Raw genomic sequence first — 18,578 nt, forward strand, 5'->3', positions numbered from 1 at the left:
CGGGAAATGAGGAGCGGAGCGTAGCTGTAAGCTACGTGAGCACCGGAATGACTGGCAGCGTGCAAGATTCGACGTCGAATAAGCTCCTTCGAGCAGCATCGTGATCAAAAGCGGACATTTTGAACTACCATATCAGGGGCTTGTTCTATCCCTCTCTTGTGTTTCATAGTCTGGGAATGAGCGTCAGTGCACGCTTATTCGCAAGGCTGGAGGCGAAGAGGGGGATTTCTACGATGAAGGTATCTAACGTAACGGTTAGGCGACGGTTGTTCGTCGTGCTCATTCTCGCAGGCGTGGCGTTTATCGCCCTATGTTTAAGGCTCGGCTACGTACAGCTGTACAAAGGCGCTGAGCTTGCAGAGAAAGCGGAAAATTCGTGGAGGCGCGACATTCCGTATGTCGCGAAGCGAGGCGAAATCTGGGATCGCAACGGCGTGCAGCTAGCCTATAATATAAGCACGCCCACTGTATGGGCGATACCCGTGCAGGTCAAAGAGAAGGAAGCGGCGGCAGCTACGCTTGCGCCATTGCTCGACATGTCCCAGGAAACTCTGCTCAAAAAAATTTCAACGAAAGAAATGATCGTCCGGTTGGGGCCGGGCGGCAGAAAGATGACGCCGGAGAAGGCCGATGAGATCCGTGCGCTCAACCTCCCAGGCATCGTCGTCGCAGAGGACAGCAAGCGGCATTATCCGTTCGGCAGTCTCGCTGCCCACATGCTGGGCTTCACGGGCATCGACAATCAAGGTCTCACCGGCATCGAGTCGAAATACAACGAAGCGCTGACCGGCATTCAGGGCAACGTATCCTTCTTGTCCGATGCGGCTGGCCGGCAGATGCCGAATTCGTCCGATACATACGTTGAGCCGCAAGAAGGCTTGACGCTGCAGCTCACGATCGACAAGGAAATACAGGCTGTCATGGAGCGAGAGCTGGATCAGGCCATGACTGGCCTGCAAGCGGATAGCGTCATCGCGATCGCCATGAACCCGAAGAACGGAGAAATTCTCGGCATGGCGAGCAGGCCAACCTACGAGCCGGACAAATACCAAGAAGTGCCGAGCGAGGTGTACAATCGGAATCTTCCCATCTGGATGACGTACGAGCCGGGCTCCACATTCAAGATCATTACGCTGGCCGCCGCGCTAGAGGAGAAAAAGGTCAATCTCAAGAACGAGCATTTTTTCGATCCGGGCGCGATAGAGGTCGGCGGAGCGAGGCTTCGCTGCTGGAAAAAAGGCGGTCATGGCAGCCAAACGTTCCTTGAAGTCGTCGAAAACTCCTGCAACCCTGGTTTCGTTACGTTAGGCAACCGGTTAGGCAAGGAAACGCTGTTCCAATACATCAGGGACTTTGGCTTCGGCACGAAGACGGGGATCGACATTAACGGAGAAGAGAACGGGATCCTGTTCAAGCTGAGTCAGGTAGGGCCAGTAGAACTTGCGACGACGGCGTTCGGTCAAGGCGTCTCTGTGACCCCGATTCAACAGATCGCGGCGGTATCGGCTGCGATTAACGGCGGAACGTTGTATAAGCCCCATGTAACGAAGGCGCTCATCCATCCGGATACGGGAGAGGTCGTCAAAGAAGTGGAGCCTGAGGCGGTGCGTACCGTGATTTCGGAAGAGACGTCGAAGCAGGTGAGAGAAGCGTTGGAGAGCGTCGTAGCAAAGGGTACAGGACGCAACGCGTTCATCGACGGTTACCGGGTCGGAGGCAAGACGGGAACGGCGCAGAAGGTCGTTAACGGGCGTTATTCGCCCAATGAGCATATCGTGTCGTTTATCGGCTTCGCGCCGGCGGACGATCCCCAGATCGTCATCTACGTGGCGGTCGATAATCCGCAAGGCATCCAGTTCGGAGGTTTGGTCGCGGCCCCTATCGTTCGCAATATGATGGAGGATGCGCTAACGATTTTGGAGGTTCCTCGCAGGGAGTCGCAGATTGACAGGCTGTATAAGTACGGAGAAACGCCGATCGTTACCGTGCCGAATCTGATCGGCAAGAGCGTCTCCGATCTTTATGAGGATTTGAATATGAACTTCAATCTGACCACCGCAGGCTCCGGCAAGGTTGTCATCCGGCAGGCGCCGGCGGAAGGGGCGAGAGTCGACCGGGGCTCGACTATCCGCATCTATCTCGGCGATGAAGAAGACATTCCGCATTCCCACTAGCCATTAACGCGTTTACTCTGGGCGGCATATAGTATTCCGTCAGAGTATTCGAGGGAGGCATGGAAGGGATGCGTCTAAGAGAACTTACGGAGCTGCTCGTTACAGCGAGGTTAATAGGGGACGGAGATACGGAATTTACGGGGATAACACGAGACTCCCGGCTTGTTGCGGAAGGAGATCTGTTTATCTGCATTCCCGGGCATAAGGCGGACGGTCATAGCTATGCCGAAGCGGCGGTTCATTGCGGAGCGGCGGCGCTTGTCGCAGAGCTGCCCCTTCCGCTGGATATTCCGCAGCTGATCGTAAAGGATGCGAGAGGGGCGGCAGCCGTCATTGCGAGCCATATCAATGGTTATCCCAGCAACAGCGTGCGTCTGATCGGCGTAACGGGCACGAACGGCAAAACGACGACAACTTATCTGGTGGAAACGATTTTGAACGACAGCGGAAGATCCGCCGGCGTGATCGGGACGATCGAGCGGCGTTTCGGAGGCCGTGCTTATCCCATGGAAGGCACTACGCCGGATTCGCATGAGCTCCAGCGTTATTTGGGAGAGATGAGAGAAAGCGGCGTTAAGTACTGCGCGATGGAGGTGTCCTCGCATGCGCTGGACCAAGGGCGGGTCAAGGGCTGCCGGTTTCGGACCGCGATCTTTACCAACCTGACGCAGGACCATCTGGATTATCACGGCACGATGGATAAGTATGCGGATGCCAAAGGGATGTTCTTCTCGCGGCTCGGCAACGTCTATGAAGCAAGGCAGGAGGAACGTTCCTTCGCCGTGCTCAACGCGGACGACGAGGCCTCCGAGCGCTTCCGGAAAATGACGGCGGCCGAAGTCGTGACTTACGGCATCGAAAATCCGGCGGATGTCCGGGCAAGCGATGTTCGGATTACGTCGAGGGGGACATCGTTCCGGGTATCGACGTTTCGGGGCGATGCCAAGATCGAGCTCCGCCTGCGAGGCAAGTTCAATGTCTACAACGCGCTTGCCGCAATAGCGGCGACGCTGCTGGAAGGCGTGCCTCTTGCTGCTATAGCGGAGTCTCTGTCTGCTATTCCCGGCGTGCCTGGCCGCGTGGAGAGCGTGGAGGAGGGCCAGCACTTTGCCGTAATCGTCGATTATGCCCATACGCCGGACGGCCTGCAGAACGTGCTGCAGGCGACGCGAGAATTCGCGGAGGGCCGTATTATTTGCGTATTCGGCTGCGGCGGCGACCGTGATCGGGCGAAGCGCCCAATTATGGGCCGAATCGCGTCGGAGCTTGCGAATTATATGATCGTGACGTCCGACAACCCCCGGACGGAAGACCCGCTTGCCATCATCGACGATATAATGGAAGGGGTGAATGCGGCTGGTTCGGATGGAGATCGCTACGCCGTCATTCCCGATCGGAAGCGCGCGATTGAAAAAGCGGTTGAAATGGCAAGCCAAGGCGATGTAGTATTGATTGCGGGGAAAGGTCATGAAACCTACCAGCTGATCGGCGGAGAGGTGCATGACTTCGACGATCGATTAACGGCAAAAGACGCGATAAGGAGATTTTTACATTGATTAAACGTACTGTAGGACAAATAACGGCCATGTGCGGCGCCAAGCGCCAGGGCGGCTACGAGGATATGCTGCTTCGCGGAGTGACGACGGATTCGCGAGCGGTTGGAGGCGGAGGCGACCTGTTCGTCCCGCTTGTCGGAGAACGCTTTGATGGACACGACTTCGCGGCGCAGGCGGCCGACAACGGCGCCAAAGCGATGCTGTGGCAGAAAGGACGCGACATCCCCGCTGATCTTCCCGATGTGGCGTTCCTAGTTGTCAGAGACACCCTGGCTGCACTGCAACGGCTTGCTTCCGCTTACCGGAACGAGCTGATGGTGCGAGTAGTAGGCATTACAGGCAGCAACGGCAAGACGACAACCAAGGATATGACGGCTGCTTTGTTGTCCACACAGTATTCGGTCCTTAAGACGGAAGGCAATCTGAACAACCACATCGGCTTGCCCCTGACGCTTTTGAAGCTGGACGAGGAGACGGAGGTTGCCGTGCTGGAGATGGGCATGAGCGGCTTCGGCGAGATCGAGCTGTTAACGAAGCTTGCGTCTCCCGATCTAGCCATTATTACGAATGTCGGCGACGCGCATTTGCTTCATCTTGGCTCGCGGGCCGGCATCGCGAAGGCAAAGCTGGAGATCGTGCTTGGCCTTGGCGAGGACGGCGTCCTGCTCTACAACGGCGACGAGCCGCTGTTGAAGGATGGACTTGCAGAGTCGGCGCTACCTGAAGGCGTTACTCTCCGGACATTCGGTCTTGGAGCGGATAACGAATGGTCCGCGGACGACATTAGGCTCCATCCGGATCAGAGCGTATTCGCGGCGCTGCACCGGGGACAAGTAAGCGGACTCGGAACCGTTCATATTCCGGTGCCTGGTCGTCATAATATTAGCAATGCCCTTGCCGCGATTGCCGCCGCCAGATTTATGGGCGTGCCTGCGGAAGCCATCCATCGCGGCTTTAAAGAGCTCAAGCTGACAGGCATGCGCATCGAGCCGGTAAAGGCGTTTAACGGCGCCGTCATTTTAAACGACGCGTACAATGCCAATCCCACTGCCGTACGCGCGGCAATCGATTTGGTTGGCGGACTCGAGAGCTTCGGCCGCCGCTGGATCGTGCTGGGCGATATGCTGGAGCTCGGCCCGGAAGAAGCGGAGCTTCACCGCGGCATCGGCGCTTATCTGACGCCGGATGCGGCAGAGGGCGTACTTACCTGCGGACCGTTATCGGCCAATACGCACGAAGGCGCGAAAGCAAGCCTTCGCGAGGCTGACGAGGCGGGCCGCGTGATCCATTTTAATGACAAGGATACACTCGCCGACTGGCTTAAGAACCGGCTGCAGCCCGATGATCTGGTGCTTGTAAAGGGCTCCCGAGGAATGCGGATGGAACAAGTTGTCCAAGCTTTGGAGAAGGGGTGAAGAAATGGACATGATGGTCAACTTATTCGCAATCGGCGTATCCTTCCTTATAACGGTTCTGCTGGGACCATTGTTCATTCCTTTGCTCCGGCGCCTCAAGTTCGGTCAGCAGATTCGTACGGAAGGTCCCGAGAGCCATCTAAAGAAAAGCGGCACGCCGACAATGGGCGGCATTATTATAATGATTGCGCTGGTGATCGCGTTCGTGAGATTCGCCGACAAATCCAGCGAGTTCTGGGTGCTCCTGACGGCGTCGCTCGGCTTTGGTCTCGTCGGCTTCCTGGATGACTATATCAAGATCGTTTTCAAACGTTCGCTTGGCTTAACGGCCTGGCAGAAGCTGTTCGGACAGCTCCTTTTTTCGGCCATCGTCTGCGTGCTGCTGTACAATATGGGGCATAGCACCGAGATTACGATTCCCGGCACAAGCGCGGGGCTGGATCTCGGCTGGTTCTATTATCTGTTCGTCGTCATCATCATGTTCGCGGCCAGCAATTCCGTCAATTTCACGGACGGACTCGACGGACTGCTGGCAGGGACGAGCGCAATCGCGTTCGGCGCGTTCATGATTGTGGCGCTGCAGACGTCCGAACATGAATCCGCGATTTTCTCGGCGGCCATGATCGGAGCGGTGCTCGGCTTTCTGGTCTACAACGCTCACCCGGCCAAAGTATTCATGGGCGATATGGGCTCGCTCGGCATCGGCGGCGGTATCGCGGCTGTCGCGATTCTGACGAAGACGGAGCTGCTTCTGATCGTGATCGGCGGCGTGTTCGTCCTCGAGATGCTGTCCGTCATTTTGCAGGTCGCCTCCTTCAAGCTGCGGGGCAAGCGGATCTTTAAAATGAGTCCGATCCATCATCATTTCGAGCTCATCGGCTGGTCCGAATGGAAGGTCGTTACCGTGTTCTGGACGGTGGGCTTGTTGTTTGCGGCCGCGGGCATCCTGTTCGTCATTTAAGAGGTAACATGTATTTAATATTCACACTCCATAAAACAGGCGCAAAGGCGGTTCTCGCTTACGAGAGCCGCTTCCTGCGTACTTATGCACATAGAAGGGATTGTCGCTGCATGAATCACCCTGCGGACTACCGCGGCCGGCGCGTTGTCGTTCTCGGCCTTGCGAAGAGCGGCGTCAGCGTAGCCAAGCTGTTCTACAAGCTGGGCGCCGACGTCGTCGTCAATGACAAGAAGGATAGGGAGAGCAGCCCCGAGGCGGGCGAGCTTGAAGAACTGGGCATTACCGTTATTTGCGGACATCATCCGGAGGATCTGATTGACGCCGAAACGGCGCTTATGGTCAAAAATCCAGGCATTCCGTATAGCGCGCCTCCCGTACGGGAAGCGTTGGAGCGCGGCGTAGACGTCGTGACCGAGGTGGAGGCGGCTTATCTGATCTCGCCTGCTCCGATCATCGGCATTACCGGCTCTAACGGCAAAACAACGACAACTACGCTGATCGGCATGCTGCTGGAAGCGGCGGGCAAAAAGCCTATCGTCGCCGGCAATATCGGCTTGCCGTTATGCGATGCCGTCCAGGATGCAACGCCGGACAATTGGATCGTCGCCGAGCTCAGCAGCTTCCAGTTGAAGGGGACAGAGACGTTTCGGCCGCGTATCGCGATGCTGCTGAATCTGGCGGAGACGCATCTCGACTATCACGGCGGCATGGAAGATTACGTGGCATCGAAACGAAAGCTGTTCGCCAATCAGCAGGCATCCGATACGGCGGTGCTTGGTTGGGACGATCCCGTATGCAGGGAGACCGCACGGAGCCTGCAAGCGAAGCTGCTGCCTTTCTCGCTCTATGAGAAGCTGGAGGAAGGCGTCTACATAGATCCTCCTTACGCGCGCGAAGGGGAGGCCGATAAGGCAGCCGAAGCTCAGCGTCATATCGTATACCGCACTGCTGGCGGAGGAGCGGCGTCCGAGAGCCGTGAGGTCGTCATCATGCCTGTCGCCGAGCTAGGGCTTCTCGGACGCCATAACGCGGCGAATGCGATCGCGGCGATCGCGGCCTGCGTCGCTGCCGGAGCCGCGCCTGAGGCATTGGCCGCGCCGCTGCGCGAATTCAAAGGCGTAGAGCATCGCCTCGAATATGTATGCGAGAAAAACGGCGTGAAATTCTACAACAGCTCCAAGGATACAAATTCGACGGCAACGAAGATGGCGGCAAGGTCTCTGACGGAGCCGATCGTTCTTGTGGCGGGAGGGCTCGACCGGGGCTCCGATTATATGGAGCTGCTGCCGCTCTTTAAGGAAATCAAAGGACTTGTGGCGCTTGGCGAGACTCGCGACAAGCTTGCGCATGTCGCGAATCTTGCAGGTTTAACGAGGATAGAAACGGTGAACGCTGAGAAGGACGCCGAATCCACGCTTCGCGAGGCGGTCGTCCGGGCCTTCGCGATGACGGAGCCGGGCGATGCCGTGCTGCTGTCGCCTGCTTGCGCGAGCTGGGACATGTTTCAATCCTACGAACAAAGAGGGAGCATGTTTAAACAATCGGCGCATACCTTGTAAGTAGGGGGCCTGTCCCTACTTTCCCATGCTAAGAGGTGTGTTCGCTATGGCAAAAGCGCGTTCTGCCCCCGATATTTGGCTGCTCGCCGCCATTGGGCTTATTCTTGCAATCGGTCTCGTTATGGTATACAGCGCGAGCGCGGTGCTCGCGCTCCATGAATTCGGCGACCGATTCTATTATGTGAAGCGCCAGTTGCTATTTGCCGGACTAGGCGTAGGTGCGTTACTATTTACTATGAACACCCATTATTCCAACTGGAAAAAATGGGCGCCTGCCGCGCTGATCGTTTGCTTCGGCCTGCTTGTTATCGTGCTTGTTCCCGGTATCGGGGTTGTGAGGGGCGGGGCGAGAAGCTGGCTCGGCATCAGCTCCTTCGGCATCCAGCCCTCCGAATTCATGAAGCTCGCCATGATCCTGTTTCTGTCCCGTTGGCTGTCGGAGAAGCAGCAAAATATTACGCTGTTTACGAAAGGGCTTATGCCGCCGCTCGGGCTTGTGGGTTTGGCGTTCGGCCTTATTATGCTGCAGCCGGATTTGGGCACGGGCTCCGTCATGGTCGGCGCTTCGCTTATTCTCATCTACACGGCTGGTGCTCGCATGGCTCACCTTGGCGGACTGGCGATGATCGGCGTAGCCGGCTTCGTCGGGTTGATTCTGGCCGCTCCGTACCGCCTGCAGCGCATTACTTCGTTTCTTGATCCGTGGGCCGACCCGCTCGGCGGAGGTTATCAAATTATCCAGTCCCTCTTTGCCATCGGCCCCGGCGGTCTTGTCGGCCTTGGGCTCGGCATGAGCAGGCAGAAGTTCAGCTACCTGCCCGAGCCGCAGACGGACTTCATTTTCTCCATTCTCGCCGAGGAGCTTGGCTTTATCGGCGGAGCCACTATCATCTTGTTATTTCTGGTCGTCGTCTGGCGAGGGATCCGGACCGCTATCGCGGCCCCGGACACGTTCGGCAGCTTCCTGGCTGTCGGCATTACCGGCATCATCGGCGTTCAGGTGCTGATCAATATCGGCGTCGTTATCGGCATGATGCCTGTCACTGGCATTACACTGCCGCTCGTGAGCTACGGAGGCTCTTCGCTGACGCTGTTGCTTACGGCGCTCGGCATTTTGCTTAACATTTCGCGTTATTCCAGATAAGCATGCAATATTCGACGCCGACCATGCCGCCAGGCATGCTCCGTGATGGAAAGCGGACTTTTTGAACTACCTTAAAATAGGCGTCTGTCACACAACATCGGCGCAAGGCATAATATACCCTATATTCGCGACCGTCACCTGCGGAAGCGGAGGATCACACAATGAAGTTGCGGCGAATGCCTGCATCCGCAGCAATGAAGGAGGAAGTCACAATGGAAGCATGCATAGCGGAACTTAGGGAAGCGGCGGCAGGGGAACTGCAGCTGCTGCTGAACGAACCGCTTTCGAAGCACACAACATGGAAGATCGGCGGACCGGCCGATCTGGTTATCCTTCCACGCACCAAAGAACAACTCATCACCGCAGTCCAGCTGCTGCATAAGCATGAGGTGCCATGGATCAATCTGGGCCGCGGCTCCAATATGCTGGTTGGCGACAATGGCATTCGCGGGGCTGTGATCAAACCGTCCGGAGGATTGGATTACGTTACCTTCGAAGGGACAACGGCTATAGCCGGCGGGGCCTATTCATTCATCAAGCTGTCCGTTATGGCGGGCAAGGCGGGGCTGACCGGCCTGGAATTCGCAGGGGGGATTCCGGGAACGGTCGGAGGTGCCGTCTACATGAATGCGGGGGCTCTCGGATCGGATGTGTCGCGTATTTTCAAGTATGCTGACATTGTACTGGAGACAGGAGAATTGGTTCGTTACGGGCTTGAGGACATGGGCTTTGCCTACCGCCATTCCATCTTGCAGGAACAACGGGGCATCGTCGTCGAAGCCGGCTTCGAGCTGGCGGCGGGAGACCGCATGGAGATCGCTTCGGCGATGGCTACCTACAAGGAACGGAGGCTGCGAACGCAGCCGATTCAGTTGGCTAGCGCCGGCAGCGTATTCCGTAATCCTCCGGGCGATTTCGCCGCGAGGTTGATTCAAGAGGCGGGACTAAAGGGCTTCTCCATCGGGGGGGCGCAGGTATCCGAACAACATGCCAATTTTATTGTAAACACCGGGCAAGCGACAGCTAGAGATGTACTCGCCCTCATGTCTCACATCCAGGGCACTGTGGAAGAACGCGCAGGCGTGAAGCTGGTGCCGGAGGTTCGGGTGGTGGGCGAGCGGTAATTCGGAGGTGATACATTGGACAAATTGGTGATTGAAGGCGGGAAACCTCTCTCAGGATCCATAGTTATCCAAGGAGCGAAAAATGCCGCTTTGCCGATATTGGCTGCCAGTCTGCTGGCTGAAGGCACGATTACACTGGATTCGGTGCCAAGGCTGCTCGATATCGAAGTTATGCTGAACATTTTGCGCGAATTAGGATGCCGCGCCGAGCACGTCGGCGAGACGGTCGTACTGGATACGACCGCGCTTCATACATCCCATGTTCCGGAGACGCTGATGAACAAGATGCGCTCCTCGATCTTTCTCATGGGACCGCTTCTTGCAAGATTCGGCGAAGCTCAGGTCTACCAGCCGGGCGGTTGCGCGATCGGCGAAAGAAAGATTGATCTTCATCTGCAAGGTTTAGAGGCGCTGGGGGCCGAGATCGAAGAAATCGGCAATCGCATCGTGTGCAGGTCTGGCAAGCTGACGGGCACCGATATCCATCTTAGCTTCCCAAGCGTCGGAGCGACCGAAAACCTGATGATGGCCGCCGTCCTGGCGGAAGGACGCACGACGCTGACGAATGCGGCCAGAGAGCCTGAAATTCAGGATCTTCAGCGCTTCTTGAACGCTATGGGCGCGAAGATAATGGGGGCAGGCACCGACACGATTACGATCGACGGCGTTGCCGAACTTACTCCATGCCGCTACAAGATCATTCCCGACCGAATCGTAGCCGGTACGATCATGGTCGCGGCCGCCGCCACGCGCGGCGCGGTCACGCTGCAAAACACCCAGCCCGCCCACCTCTCCTCCCTTATACATGTTCTGCGCCGCGCAGGTGTTCAAATCGTAGTCGACGGTGATATAATAAAGGTTGATAGTGCCGCAAGGCCGAAGTCGATCGAGCGAATCGTCACCTCTCCTTATCCCGCTTTTCCGACGGATTTGCAATCCCAGGTGATGGTGCTTCTTACGCTTGCCGACGGGGTAAGCATCATGAAGGAAACGATTTTCGAAGGCCGTCTCAAGCATGTCGGCGAATTGTCGCGCATGGGAGCCGATATCCGCGTCGACATGAATGCAGCATTTATACGCGGCGTTACCCGTCTGTACGGGGCTACAGTGGAAGCGACGGATCTTAGGGCCGGAGCCGCCCTGGTCATCGCGGGACTCGCCGCGCAGGGACGCACGATCGTTGAGCAAGTGCATCACATCGATCGTGGCTACGACCGGATCGAGCATATGCTTGCGAAGCTCGGCGCCCGGATATCCCGATTCTCGCCCGTGCCTAATAACGAACCAGCCAGATGACATCATGCAGTTAGATCGAAGCGTTCGGCTTTTCTGGAGAAATCGTGCCAGGGAAGCCGGCGTTTTGCAGGAAAGAGGGACAAGATATGAGCAGCGGTAACATGCCGGTGCTTAAAGAACCCGCCCGCAAACGCAAAGGCAACAAGAAGCTGCTTGCCATTCTGTTGCTATTGTTCGCCGCCTTGCTGGCCGTGCTGTTCTTTAATTCATCGATTAGCAAAATATCCGACATTCAAGCAACAGGCATGGAGCATACCTCCAAGGAGCAAGTACAGGAAGCGGCCGCCGTAAGTATCGGCGATGCCTTCTTCCAGACCTCGTCCGGAGAGATCGCCTCTCGCGTACAGCAGCTGCCGCAGGTCGAATCAGCCAAGGTCGTCAAGGTGTTCCCCGGCGTAATCAAGATTGAGGTGAAAGAGCATCCTGTCGTCGCGTTCGAGCTGATGCCTGACGGCACTGTGCAGGCGCTGCTCTCGAGCGGTGCCAGCGTGGAGGCGAGAACGGACGGCTATCTTTTGGACAAGCCGATCCTGACGGGCTGGAACGGGGAAGACTCCGTCAAACGCGAGCTGACAAAGCAGCTTGCGTTAATCCCTCAGAAGCAGCTGTCGGATTTGTCGGAGATTGCTCCCATTCCATCCAAGGCTTATCCCGACCGGATCAGGATGTATACGCGAACGAAGTTTGAGGTCATTACCGCCGTTTCGGTACTGCCGGACAAGATTGAAGCGTTGAACGCGGTAATCGAGACGCAGGAGCCCGGCAAGATTACGATGCTGCTGGCAGACACGTATGTTCCGTTCCATACCGACGATTCGGAAAATGATGGCGATAATGAAAAATAGACTACTCATTCGTTTAAAAGAATGATAGAATTTGTTTTACTAGCTTGGAGTAAGTTTGCCGTAACGGCGCGCCTTCCCGGCGACAAACTCCCTCTTTTTAAGACAAGGAAATCGCCCTTTCGACAGTGAAAATAATAATTCTGAAAAATTTGTTGAAAAAAGAGGGAAACTAAAAAGTCTGTTGAATATGTAGAGAGACTTGTTCATTTTTTGATCAGAAATGACGGGCGCTGCGTACTTGCATCGCCAGCTAGCGAGAAAGCCTATGCTCCCGGACGTTCCGAGAAGGGCGGCTGAGTGTGCAGGTCGTTTTTATCTCTAATAAGAATCTATTGACGGCAAGGTTTGGAACTTCTACATTCTTATTGGGTAAACATAACTTGAGATACTAATTATTGGAAACGGAGGTGCCGCGAGTTGAGCAACAACGACATCATCGTCAGTTTGGACATCGGTACATCCAAGGTTCGAGCTATTATCGGCGAGATGAACAATGGAGCCATTAATATTATTGGAGTTGGTTCTGCCGACTCCGAAGGTATTCGCAAGGGAGCTATCGTCGATATTGACCAAACCGTGCATTCGATCCGCGCCGCGGTCGAGCATGCAGAACGCATGGTAGGCATTCAGATATCCGACGTTTATGTCGGGATTCAAGGCAATCATATTGCATTGCAGACCAATCATGGCGTAGTTGCGGTATCTAATGAGGACAGGGAAATCGGAGAAGAAGATATCGAGCGCGTGCTGCAGGCGGCTAAAGTTGTCGCTCTGCCTCCCGAACGCGAAATCATCAATCTCGTTCCCAAGCAATACCTGGTAGACGGATTGGAAGGCATATCCGATCCCAGAGGTATGATCGGCGTCCGCCTGGAAGTGGAAGCTACGATCGTGACCGGCACGAAGACAGCGATACATAATCTTATGCGCTGCGTCGAGAAGGCGGGTTTGCGAATTTCCGGCGTTATTCTGCTGTCGCTTGCTTCCGGCATGATGTCGCTGACGAAGGACGAACGTTCTATCGGCACGGTTCTGACGGACATCGGCGCAGGCTCCTGCACGATCGCCATCTACGATCAAGGCGGGTTGGCAGCGATATCGACGCTGCCGATCGGCGGAGAGTTCGTCACGAACGATATCGCCTACGGATTACGGACCCAAAGCGATCAGGCGGAGAAGTTCAAGCTCAAGTATGGCTGTGCCAATGTAGGCGATGCGGCGGACGATGTCCGCTTTAAAGTTACGCGAATGGGCAGCAACATGGAGAAGGAATTCTCGCAGAAGGATCTGGCCAGCATTATCGAACCGAGGATGCAGGAAATCTTCCATCTCATCCGTCAAGAGGTTCGCAGGCTGGGTTACGGCGACAAGGTTAATGGCTACGTGTTGACCGGCGGCGCCGTCGCCATGCCAGGAACGCTTGCGCTTGCGCAGGTGGAACTAGAGTCCTCGGTTCGCATCGCTTTGCCTGACTACATCGGCGTAAAGGATTCCGCATATAGCAGCGGTGTTGGCATGATACAATACGTGTCCAAATATATGGGAGTACGAGGCTCAGGCGTCACGAAGAAAGCGGCAAGCCGCAAAGCCAGTCCCGCAGCTCCATCCAAACCCGGTATGTTCGAACGGATCAAAAATATGTTTAACGAATTTATTTGACTTTGACTGGGGGACAATGAGAGATGTTGGAATTCGACATGGAGCTTGAAACGCTCGCTCAAATAAAAGTAATCGGCGTTGGCGGCGGTGGCAGCAATGCCGTTAACCGAATGATCGAGAATGGAGTCAAGGGCGTTGAGTTCATTACAGTGAACACGGACGCCCAGGCTCTGCACCTTGCCAAATCGGAGCATAAGCTGCAAATCGGCGACAAGCTGACGCGCGGCCTTGGCGCCGGCGCCAATCCCGATGTAGGCAACAAGGCTGCGGAAGAATCCCGCGAAGCCATCTCGAATCAGCTCAAGGGCTCCGACATGGTATTCGTAACGGCGGGTATGGGCGGCGGCACGGGCACAGGCGCTGCGCCTGTCATTGCGGAAATCGCCCGCGAGTGCGGCGCGCTGACGGTAGGCGTCGTAACACGCCCGTTCACGTTCGAGGGACGCAAACGTTCCGGCCAAGCCGAGCAAGGCATCGAGGCGCTCAAGGAGAAGGTGGATACGCTCATCGTTATCCCTAACGACCGCCTTTTGGAAATCGTCGACAAAAAAACGCCGATGCTGGAAGCTTTCCGCGAAGCGGACAACGTGCTTCGACAAGCAGTACAAGGCATCTCCGATCTGATCGCCGTACCAGGTCTCATCAACCTTGACTTCGCGGACGTAAAGACAATTATGACGGAACGCGGTTCTGCGCTGATGGGCATCGGTATCGCAGCCGGCGAAAATCGCGCTGCCGAAGCCGCTCGCAAAGCGATCATGAGCCCGCTCCTGGAGACGTCGATCGACGGCGCGCGCGGTGTCATCATGAACATTACAGGCGGCAGCAACTTGTCCCTGTACGAAGTAAACGAAGCGGCTGAGATTGTCATCTCCGCATCCGATCCCGATGTAAACATGATCTTCGGCGCAATTATCGACGAAGATTTAAAGGACGAAATCAAAGTAACGGTCATCGCGACTGGTTTCGAGGCAAAGGCATCTGCCGCTCCTCAGCGCAAGCCGGGTTCCATGCCGGTAGAGCAGGTAGACACGAGACCTTCCCAAGCATCGTCCAGCGTGAAGCCTTTCGGATCCGGCACATCCAGCGACCAGCTGGAAATTCCGGCATTCCTTCGCAAGCAGCCTCGTGATAGATAATCCCTTACTAGACTATTAACGCCTCTCGGCTTGTCCGAGAGGCGTTTTTTCTTTTGGATCTCGACAAAAAAAGATACCCGATACCGTCATGAATAGACAGACTTTGAAATAGGATTACCATATACTAATCTCAATCGTTGAAGCGGGCATCCACTTACGATAGCGGCCACTGCCGGGCAGGATGGAAGGGGTTGGGCATGGCGATTTATATCGATATTTTATTCCTGCGAGAGCTGCTCGTTGACGGCGCCGTTCTTTTGACGACCGCCTGGGCTTGCCATATAAGGCCCAAGCCTTGGCGCGTGCTTGCTGCTTCCGTCTTTGGAGCTTGTTATGTGGTGCTCATGTTATTCCCGCAATTGTCATTTTTGTTCACGTTAGGCGTAAAAATCGGCTTCTCCCTCATCATGATATGGATCACGTTCGGTTTTCATTCCTTGCAGCGTTTCATCCGAACGACGTTAGCGTTTTATGCCGTTAATTTCGTAGCCGCAGGCGCCGTTCTGGGACTCTATTATCTGTTTATGCAGGGTTCCGGCGAAGTATGGAGGACGGTAACGTTCTCGGGCGGCAGCGTCCATGCGGAGCTCAAACTCGGCATCTTTTATTTCGCCGCCGCATTTGTTATCGGAATCTACGTGTATCGGTCCGTGTTATCGCAGAAACGAGAGAAAGTCTTAATCGGCACGCATCTGGCTGATGTGACGATAAGGATCGGAGAAGCGGAATATGGCTGCACAGGGCTGATCGACACAGGCAACCAGCTGTACGATCCGCTTACGAGAACGCCGGTCATGGTTATGGAGGCGTCACGATGGGAAGCAGAAATTCCGGCAGTGTGGATGAAAGGCATCCGCGATGCCCAGGTCGACCGGCTTATTGCCGGGCAAGATACGGAGCCGTTCCCGTGGCAGGACCGGATGCGGCTGGTGCCGTTCCGCGGCGTGAACAGGGGCTCGCAATTCATGTTGGCGGTCAAGCCCGATTCCGTCCAGATCATGAGGGAAGGGCAAATATTCGAAACAAGCAGAGTGTTAATCGGGTTGGACGGCGGCAAGCTGACAGCAGATGGGACCTATCAAGCGATAATCCATCCGTCAATGGTACAACAACCGTCACAAGGTTCCGCATAATTCATCAGGGGAGGGATGGGCCAGATGCTCGTCAAGTACAAACTCATTATGCAGTTATATTATTATCGAATTTTATTTTTATTCGGACTAAAAAGCGAAGAAATTTACTACATCGGCGGGAGTGAGGCGCTTCCGCCTCCATTGTCCCGCGAAGAAGAGGAGTACTTGCTCGAGAAGCTGCCATCCGGAGACTCGGCCATACGCGCGATGTTAATTGAACGCAATCTGCGTCTGGTCGTGTATATCGCCCGCAAGTTCGAAAATACCGGCATTCATATCGAGGATCTTGTCTCCATTGGCGCGATCGGTCTCATCAAGGCGGTCAACACGTTTGATCCGGAGAAAAAAATCAAGCTTGCCACTTACGCCTCGCGCTGTATCGAAAACGAAATATTGATGTATTTGCGCCGCAATAGCAAGACGAGAACGGAAGTATCATTCGATGAACCGCTTAACATTGATTGGGACGGCAACGAGCTGCTTTTGTCGGACGTGCTGGGGACGGAGAATGATACGATCTATCGCAATATCGAGGAACAAGTAGATCGCAAGCTTCTTCATAAGGCGCTCGATAAGCTGTCGGAGAGGGAGCGCATTATTATGGAGCTGCGATTCGGATTGGCCGATGGCGAGGAAAAGACGCAAAAGGATGTAGCCGACATGCTCGGCATTTCGCAGTCCTATATTTCCCGGCTGGAGAAACGTATCATCAAACGTCTCCGCAAAGAATTCAACAAAATGGTTTAAGGATGAAAAAAAGTCCACTTTTGATCACGATGTTATTTCAAGGAGCGTATTCGACGTCGAATATTGAATTCAGCCGAAACTTCCGTTCCTCACGTAGCTCTGCTACGCTCCGGTACTCAGTTTCTAGCTTCTTCCAATCTTCTCGGTGCTGAAAACTGAACTTTTTTATTCTTATTGCAAATTTAAAAAATGACTTTATAAAAAAATACGCTTGTCGAAGGTTGTCGGGAGCAGGAATAAAATGAGGACCCAGGGAGATAATGAACATTAATGTTGCTCCTTGGGAGGTAATCACGTTGACCCGAAACAAAGTCGAGATCTGTGGAGTGGATACCGCTAAATTGCCTGTTCTGACCAATGTCGAGATGCGCGAGTTGTTCACGGCCTTGCAGACCAGGAACGAGTGGGCAGCAAGAGAGAAGCTGGTTAACGGCAATTTGCGGCTCGTGCTTAGCGTTATCCAACGATTTAACAACAGGGGAGAGTTTGTGGATGACCTGTTCCAGGTTGGCTGCATCGGACTCATGAAGGCGATTGATAATTTCGACCTTAGCCAAAACGTCAAGTTCTCGACGTATGCCGTGCCGATGATTATCGGCGAGATTCGGCGATACTTGCGCGACAACAACCCGATCCGGGTGTCCCGGAGTCTGAGGGATATAGCGTACAAAGCGCTTCAAGTGCGCGACAGCCTGACGAATAAAAATTCGCGGGAACCAACGATCTTCGAAATATCCGAGGCGCTGAACGTGCCCAAAGAAGATGTCGTTTTCGCCCTGGATGCCATCCAGGATCCTGTTTCGCTGTTCGAGCCGATCTACCACGACGGGGGAGATCCCATCTACGTGATGGATCAAATCAGCGATGATCGCAACAAGGACGTATCCTGGATCGAGGAGATTGCCTTGCGCGAGGCGATGCATAAGCTCAACGACAGGGAGAAAATGATTCTGTCGATGCGATTTTTCGAAGGAAAGACGCAGATGGAGGTGGCCGACGAGATCGGTATCTCCCAGGCGCAGGTGTCCAGACTGGAGAAATCGGCCATTCAGCAAATGCAGAAGCACGTCAAAACTTGAAGTGTAACTCAAAAGCTATGAATGCGTAAGACCATACACGTCCTAGATGTCCGACAGAAATCCTTTTCTCCGCTTCCGGCGGGGAAAAGGATTTTTTTATTAAGGAAATTATGCGACATTCCAGACAAGTAGGCGAACGAGCAGCCGTAGGCGTTAAAAACGCCGATGGATCGTAAAGTAACTCTGATTAGCGTGCATAGGCGTTAGTAACGCCTATGGGTCCAAAAAGTAGGCGAACGAGCAGCTGTAGGCGTTAAAAACGCCGATGGACCGGAAAGTAACTCTGATTAGCGTGCGTAGGCGTTAGTAACGCCTATGGGTCCAAAAAGTAGGCGAACGAGCAGCTGTAGGCGTTAAAAACGCCGATGGACCGGAAAGTAACTCTGATTAGCGTGCATAGGCGGTAGTAACGCCTATGGGTCCAAAAAGTAGGCGAACGAGCGGCGTTAGACTGCCCATATGGTGTCAGCGATGAGTGGTGAAGTAAACTTCGGAATACAATTGATCAAATATGCACAATTATTGCCTCGCATGATCCCGAAATCCGAAAAATTGTGCTAATATGTCTAATTTTGAGCCTGGAGTGCCTTAAATCGCCGCCAGGGAAGAAAATTTATGTATAATTGAACAAAGCGCTGATCAGAGACGGGTATATTGAAAAAATGAGCATAAATGCACAATTACAGAGACAGAGACAGAGACAGAGACAGAGACAGAGACAGAGACAGAGACAGAGACAGAGACAGA

14 protein-coding genes are annotated in these 18,578 nt (G+C 54.7%); all 14 read left to right on the forward strand.

Features of this window, described 5'->3' with window-relative positions:
* Positions 1 to 233: 233 nt before the first annotated feature.
* On the forward strand, positions 234 to 2,174 hold the full coding sequence (locus KJW29_RS06205; RefSeq protein WP_187099848.1) for a stage V sporulation protein D: 1,941 nt from the start codon (positions 234 to 236) through the stop codon (positions 2,172 to 2,174).
* Positions 2,175 to 2,242: 68 nt separating this feature from the next.
* Positions 2,243 to 3,730 (forward strand): UDP-N-acetylmuramoyl-L-alanyl-D-glutamate--2,6-diaminopimelate ligase, encoded by a 1,488-nt coding sequence (locus tag KJW29_RS06210; RefSeq protein WP_214629145.1) that lies wholly within the window; start codon positions 2,243 to 2,245, stop codon positions 3,728 to 3,730.
* Positions 3,727 to 5,145 carry a UDP-N-acetylmuramoyl-tripeptide--D-alanyl-D-alanine ligase gene (locus KJW29_RS06215; protein WP_214629146.1) on the forward strand — a complete coding sequence of 473 codons (1,419 nt, stop codon included), beginning with the start codon at positions 3,727 to 3,729 and terminating at the stop codon, positions 5,143 to 5,145. The genes KJW29_RS06210 and KJW29_RS06215 overlap by 4 nt, the downstream gene beginning before the upstream one ends.
* Before the next feature lie 4 nt (positions 5,146 to 5,149).
* Positions 5,150 to 6,106, forward strand: coding sequence for a phospho-N-acetylmuramoyl-pentapeptide-transferase (gene mraY, locus KJW29_RS06220; protein WP_187099851.1), 957 nt, complete (start codon positions 5,150 to 5,152; stop codon positions 6,104 to 6,106).
* Between the two features lie 110 nt (positions 6,107 to 6,216).
* The gene (murD, locus tag KJW29_RS06225; protein ID WP_214629147.1) at positions 6,217 to 7,665 is read left to right on the forward strand and encodes a UDP-N-acetylmuramoyl-L-alanine--D-glutamate ligase; all 1,449 of its coding nucleotides are present in this window, start codon (positions 6,217 to 6,219) and stop codon (positions 7,663 to 7,665) included.
* Positions 7,666 to 7,711: 46 nt separating this feature from the next.
* The gene (spoVE, locus tag KJW29_RS06230; RefSeq protein ID WP_087567688.1) at positions 7,712 to 8,809 is read left to right on the forward strand and encodes a stage V sporulation protein E; all 1,098 of its coding nucleotides are present in this window, start codon (positions 7,712 to 7,714) and stop codon (positions 8,807 to 8,809) included.
* Between the two features lie 212 nt (positions 8,810 to 9,021).
* Positions 9,022 to 9,933 carry a UDP-N-acetylmuramate dehydrogenase gene (murB, locus tag KJW29_RS06235; RefSeq protein WP_214629148.1) on the forward strand — a complete coding sequence of 304 codons (912 nt, stop codon included), beginning with the start codon at positions 9,022 to 9,024 and terminating at the stop codon, positions 9,931 to 9,933.
* A 15-nt stretch (positions 9,934 to 9,948) separates the two neighbouring features.
* Complete coding sequence (gene murA, locus KJW29_RS06240) at positions 9,949 to 11,229, forward strand: UDP-N-acetylglucosamine 1-carboxyvinyltransferase (RefSeq protein ID WP_187099855.1); 1,281 nt, start codon at positions 9,949 to 9,951, stop codon at positions 11,227 to 11,229.
* Positions 11,230 to 11,315: 86 nt separating this feature from the next.
* On the forward strand, positions 11,316 to 12,074 hold the full coding sequence (locus KJW29_RS06245) for a cell division protein FtsQ/DivIB (RefSeq protein ID WP_087567691.1): 759 nt from the start codon (positions 11,316 to 11,318) through the stop codon (positions 12,072 to 12,074).
* Between the two features lie 417 nt (positions 12,075 to 12,491).
* On the forward strand, positions 12,492 to 13,733 hold the full coding sequence (gene ftsA, locus KJW29_RS06250; protein ID WP_087567692.1) for a cell division protein FtsA: 1,242 nt from the start codon (positions 12,492 to 12,494) through the stop codon (positions 13,731 to 13,733).
* A gap of 23 nt (positions 13,734 to 13,756) precedes the next feature.
* On the forward strand, positions 13,757 to 14,872 hold the full coding sequence (gene ftsZ / locus KJW29_RS06255; RefSeq protein WP_108991514.1) for a cell division protein FtsZ: 1,116 nt from the start codon (positions 13,757 to 13,759) through the stop codon (positions 14,870 to 14,872).
* A gap of 197 nt (positions 14,873 to 15,069) precedes the next feature.
* Positions 15,070 to 16,005 carry a sigma-E processing peptidase SpoIIGA gene (gene spoIIGA, locus KJW29_RS06260; RefSeq protein ID WP_214629149.1) on the forward strand — a complete coding sequence of 312 codons (936 nt, stop codon included), beginning with the start codon at positions 15,070 to 15,072 and terminating at the stop codon, positions 16,003 to 16,005.
* Positions 16,006 to 16,029: 24 nt separating this feature from the next.
* Entirely contained in the window at positions 16,030 to 16,752 is a 723-nt protein-coding gene (gene sigE, locus KJW29_RS06265; RefSeq protein ID WP_087567695.1) for an RNA polymerase sporulation sigma factor SigE, read from the forward strand.
* A 296-nt stretch (positions 16,753 to 17,048) separates the two neighbouring features.
* A complete protein-coding gene (gene sigG / locus KJW29_RS06270; protein WP_087567858.1) occupies positions 17,049 to 17,831 on the forward strand; it encodes an RNA polymerase sporulation sigma factor SigG in 783 nt (260 codons plus the stop codon).
* The last annotated feature ends 747 nt before the right edge of the window (positions 17,832 to 18,578 follow it).

This window comes from Paenibacillus agaridevorans, from assembly GCF_018604145.1.
Lineage (GTDB): Bacteria > Bacillota > Bacilli > Paenibacillales > Paenibacillaceae > Pristimantibacillus > Pristimantibacillus agaridevorans.

Coding starts and splice junctions, on each gene's coding strand:
- KJW29_RS06210 (WP_214629145.1), top strand. CDS start 2,243: ATGCGTCTAAGAGAACTTACGGAGCTGCTCGTTACAGCGAGGTTAATA.
- murD (WP_214629147.1), top strand. CDS start 6,217: ATGAATCACCCTGCGGACTACCGCGGCCGGCGCGTTGTCGTTCTCGGC.
- murB (WP_214629148.1), top strand. CDS start 9,022: ATGGAAGCATGCATAGCGGAACTTAGGGAAGCGGCGGCAGGGGAACTG.
- spoIIGA (WP_214629149.1), top strand. CDS start 15,070: ATGGCGATTTATATCGATATTTTATTCCTGCGAGAGCTGCTCGTTGAC.
- sigE (WP_087567695.1), top strand. CDS start 16,030: ATGCTCGTCAAGTACAAACTCATTATGCAGTTATATTATTATCGAATT.
- KJW29_RS06205 (WP_187099848.1), top strand. CDS start 234: ATGAAGGTATCTAACGTAACGGTTAGGCGACGGTTGTTCGTCGTGCTC.
- mraY (WP_187099851.1), top strand. CDS start 5,150: ATGGACATGATGGTCAACTTATTCGCAATCGGCGTATCCTTCCTTATA.
- ftsZ (WP_108991514.1), top strand. CDS start 13,757: ATGTTGGAATTCGACATGGAGCTTGAAACGCTCGCTCAAATAAAAGTA.
- spoVE (WP_087567688.1), top strand. CDS start 7,712: ATGGCAAAAGCGCGTTCTGCCCCCGATATTTGGCTGCTCGCCGCCATT.
- KJW29_RS06245 (WP_087567691.1), top strand. CDS start 11,316: ATGAGCAGCGGTAACATGCCGGTGCTTAAAGAACCCGCCCGCAAACGC.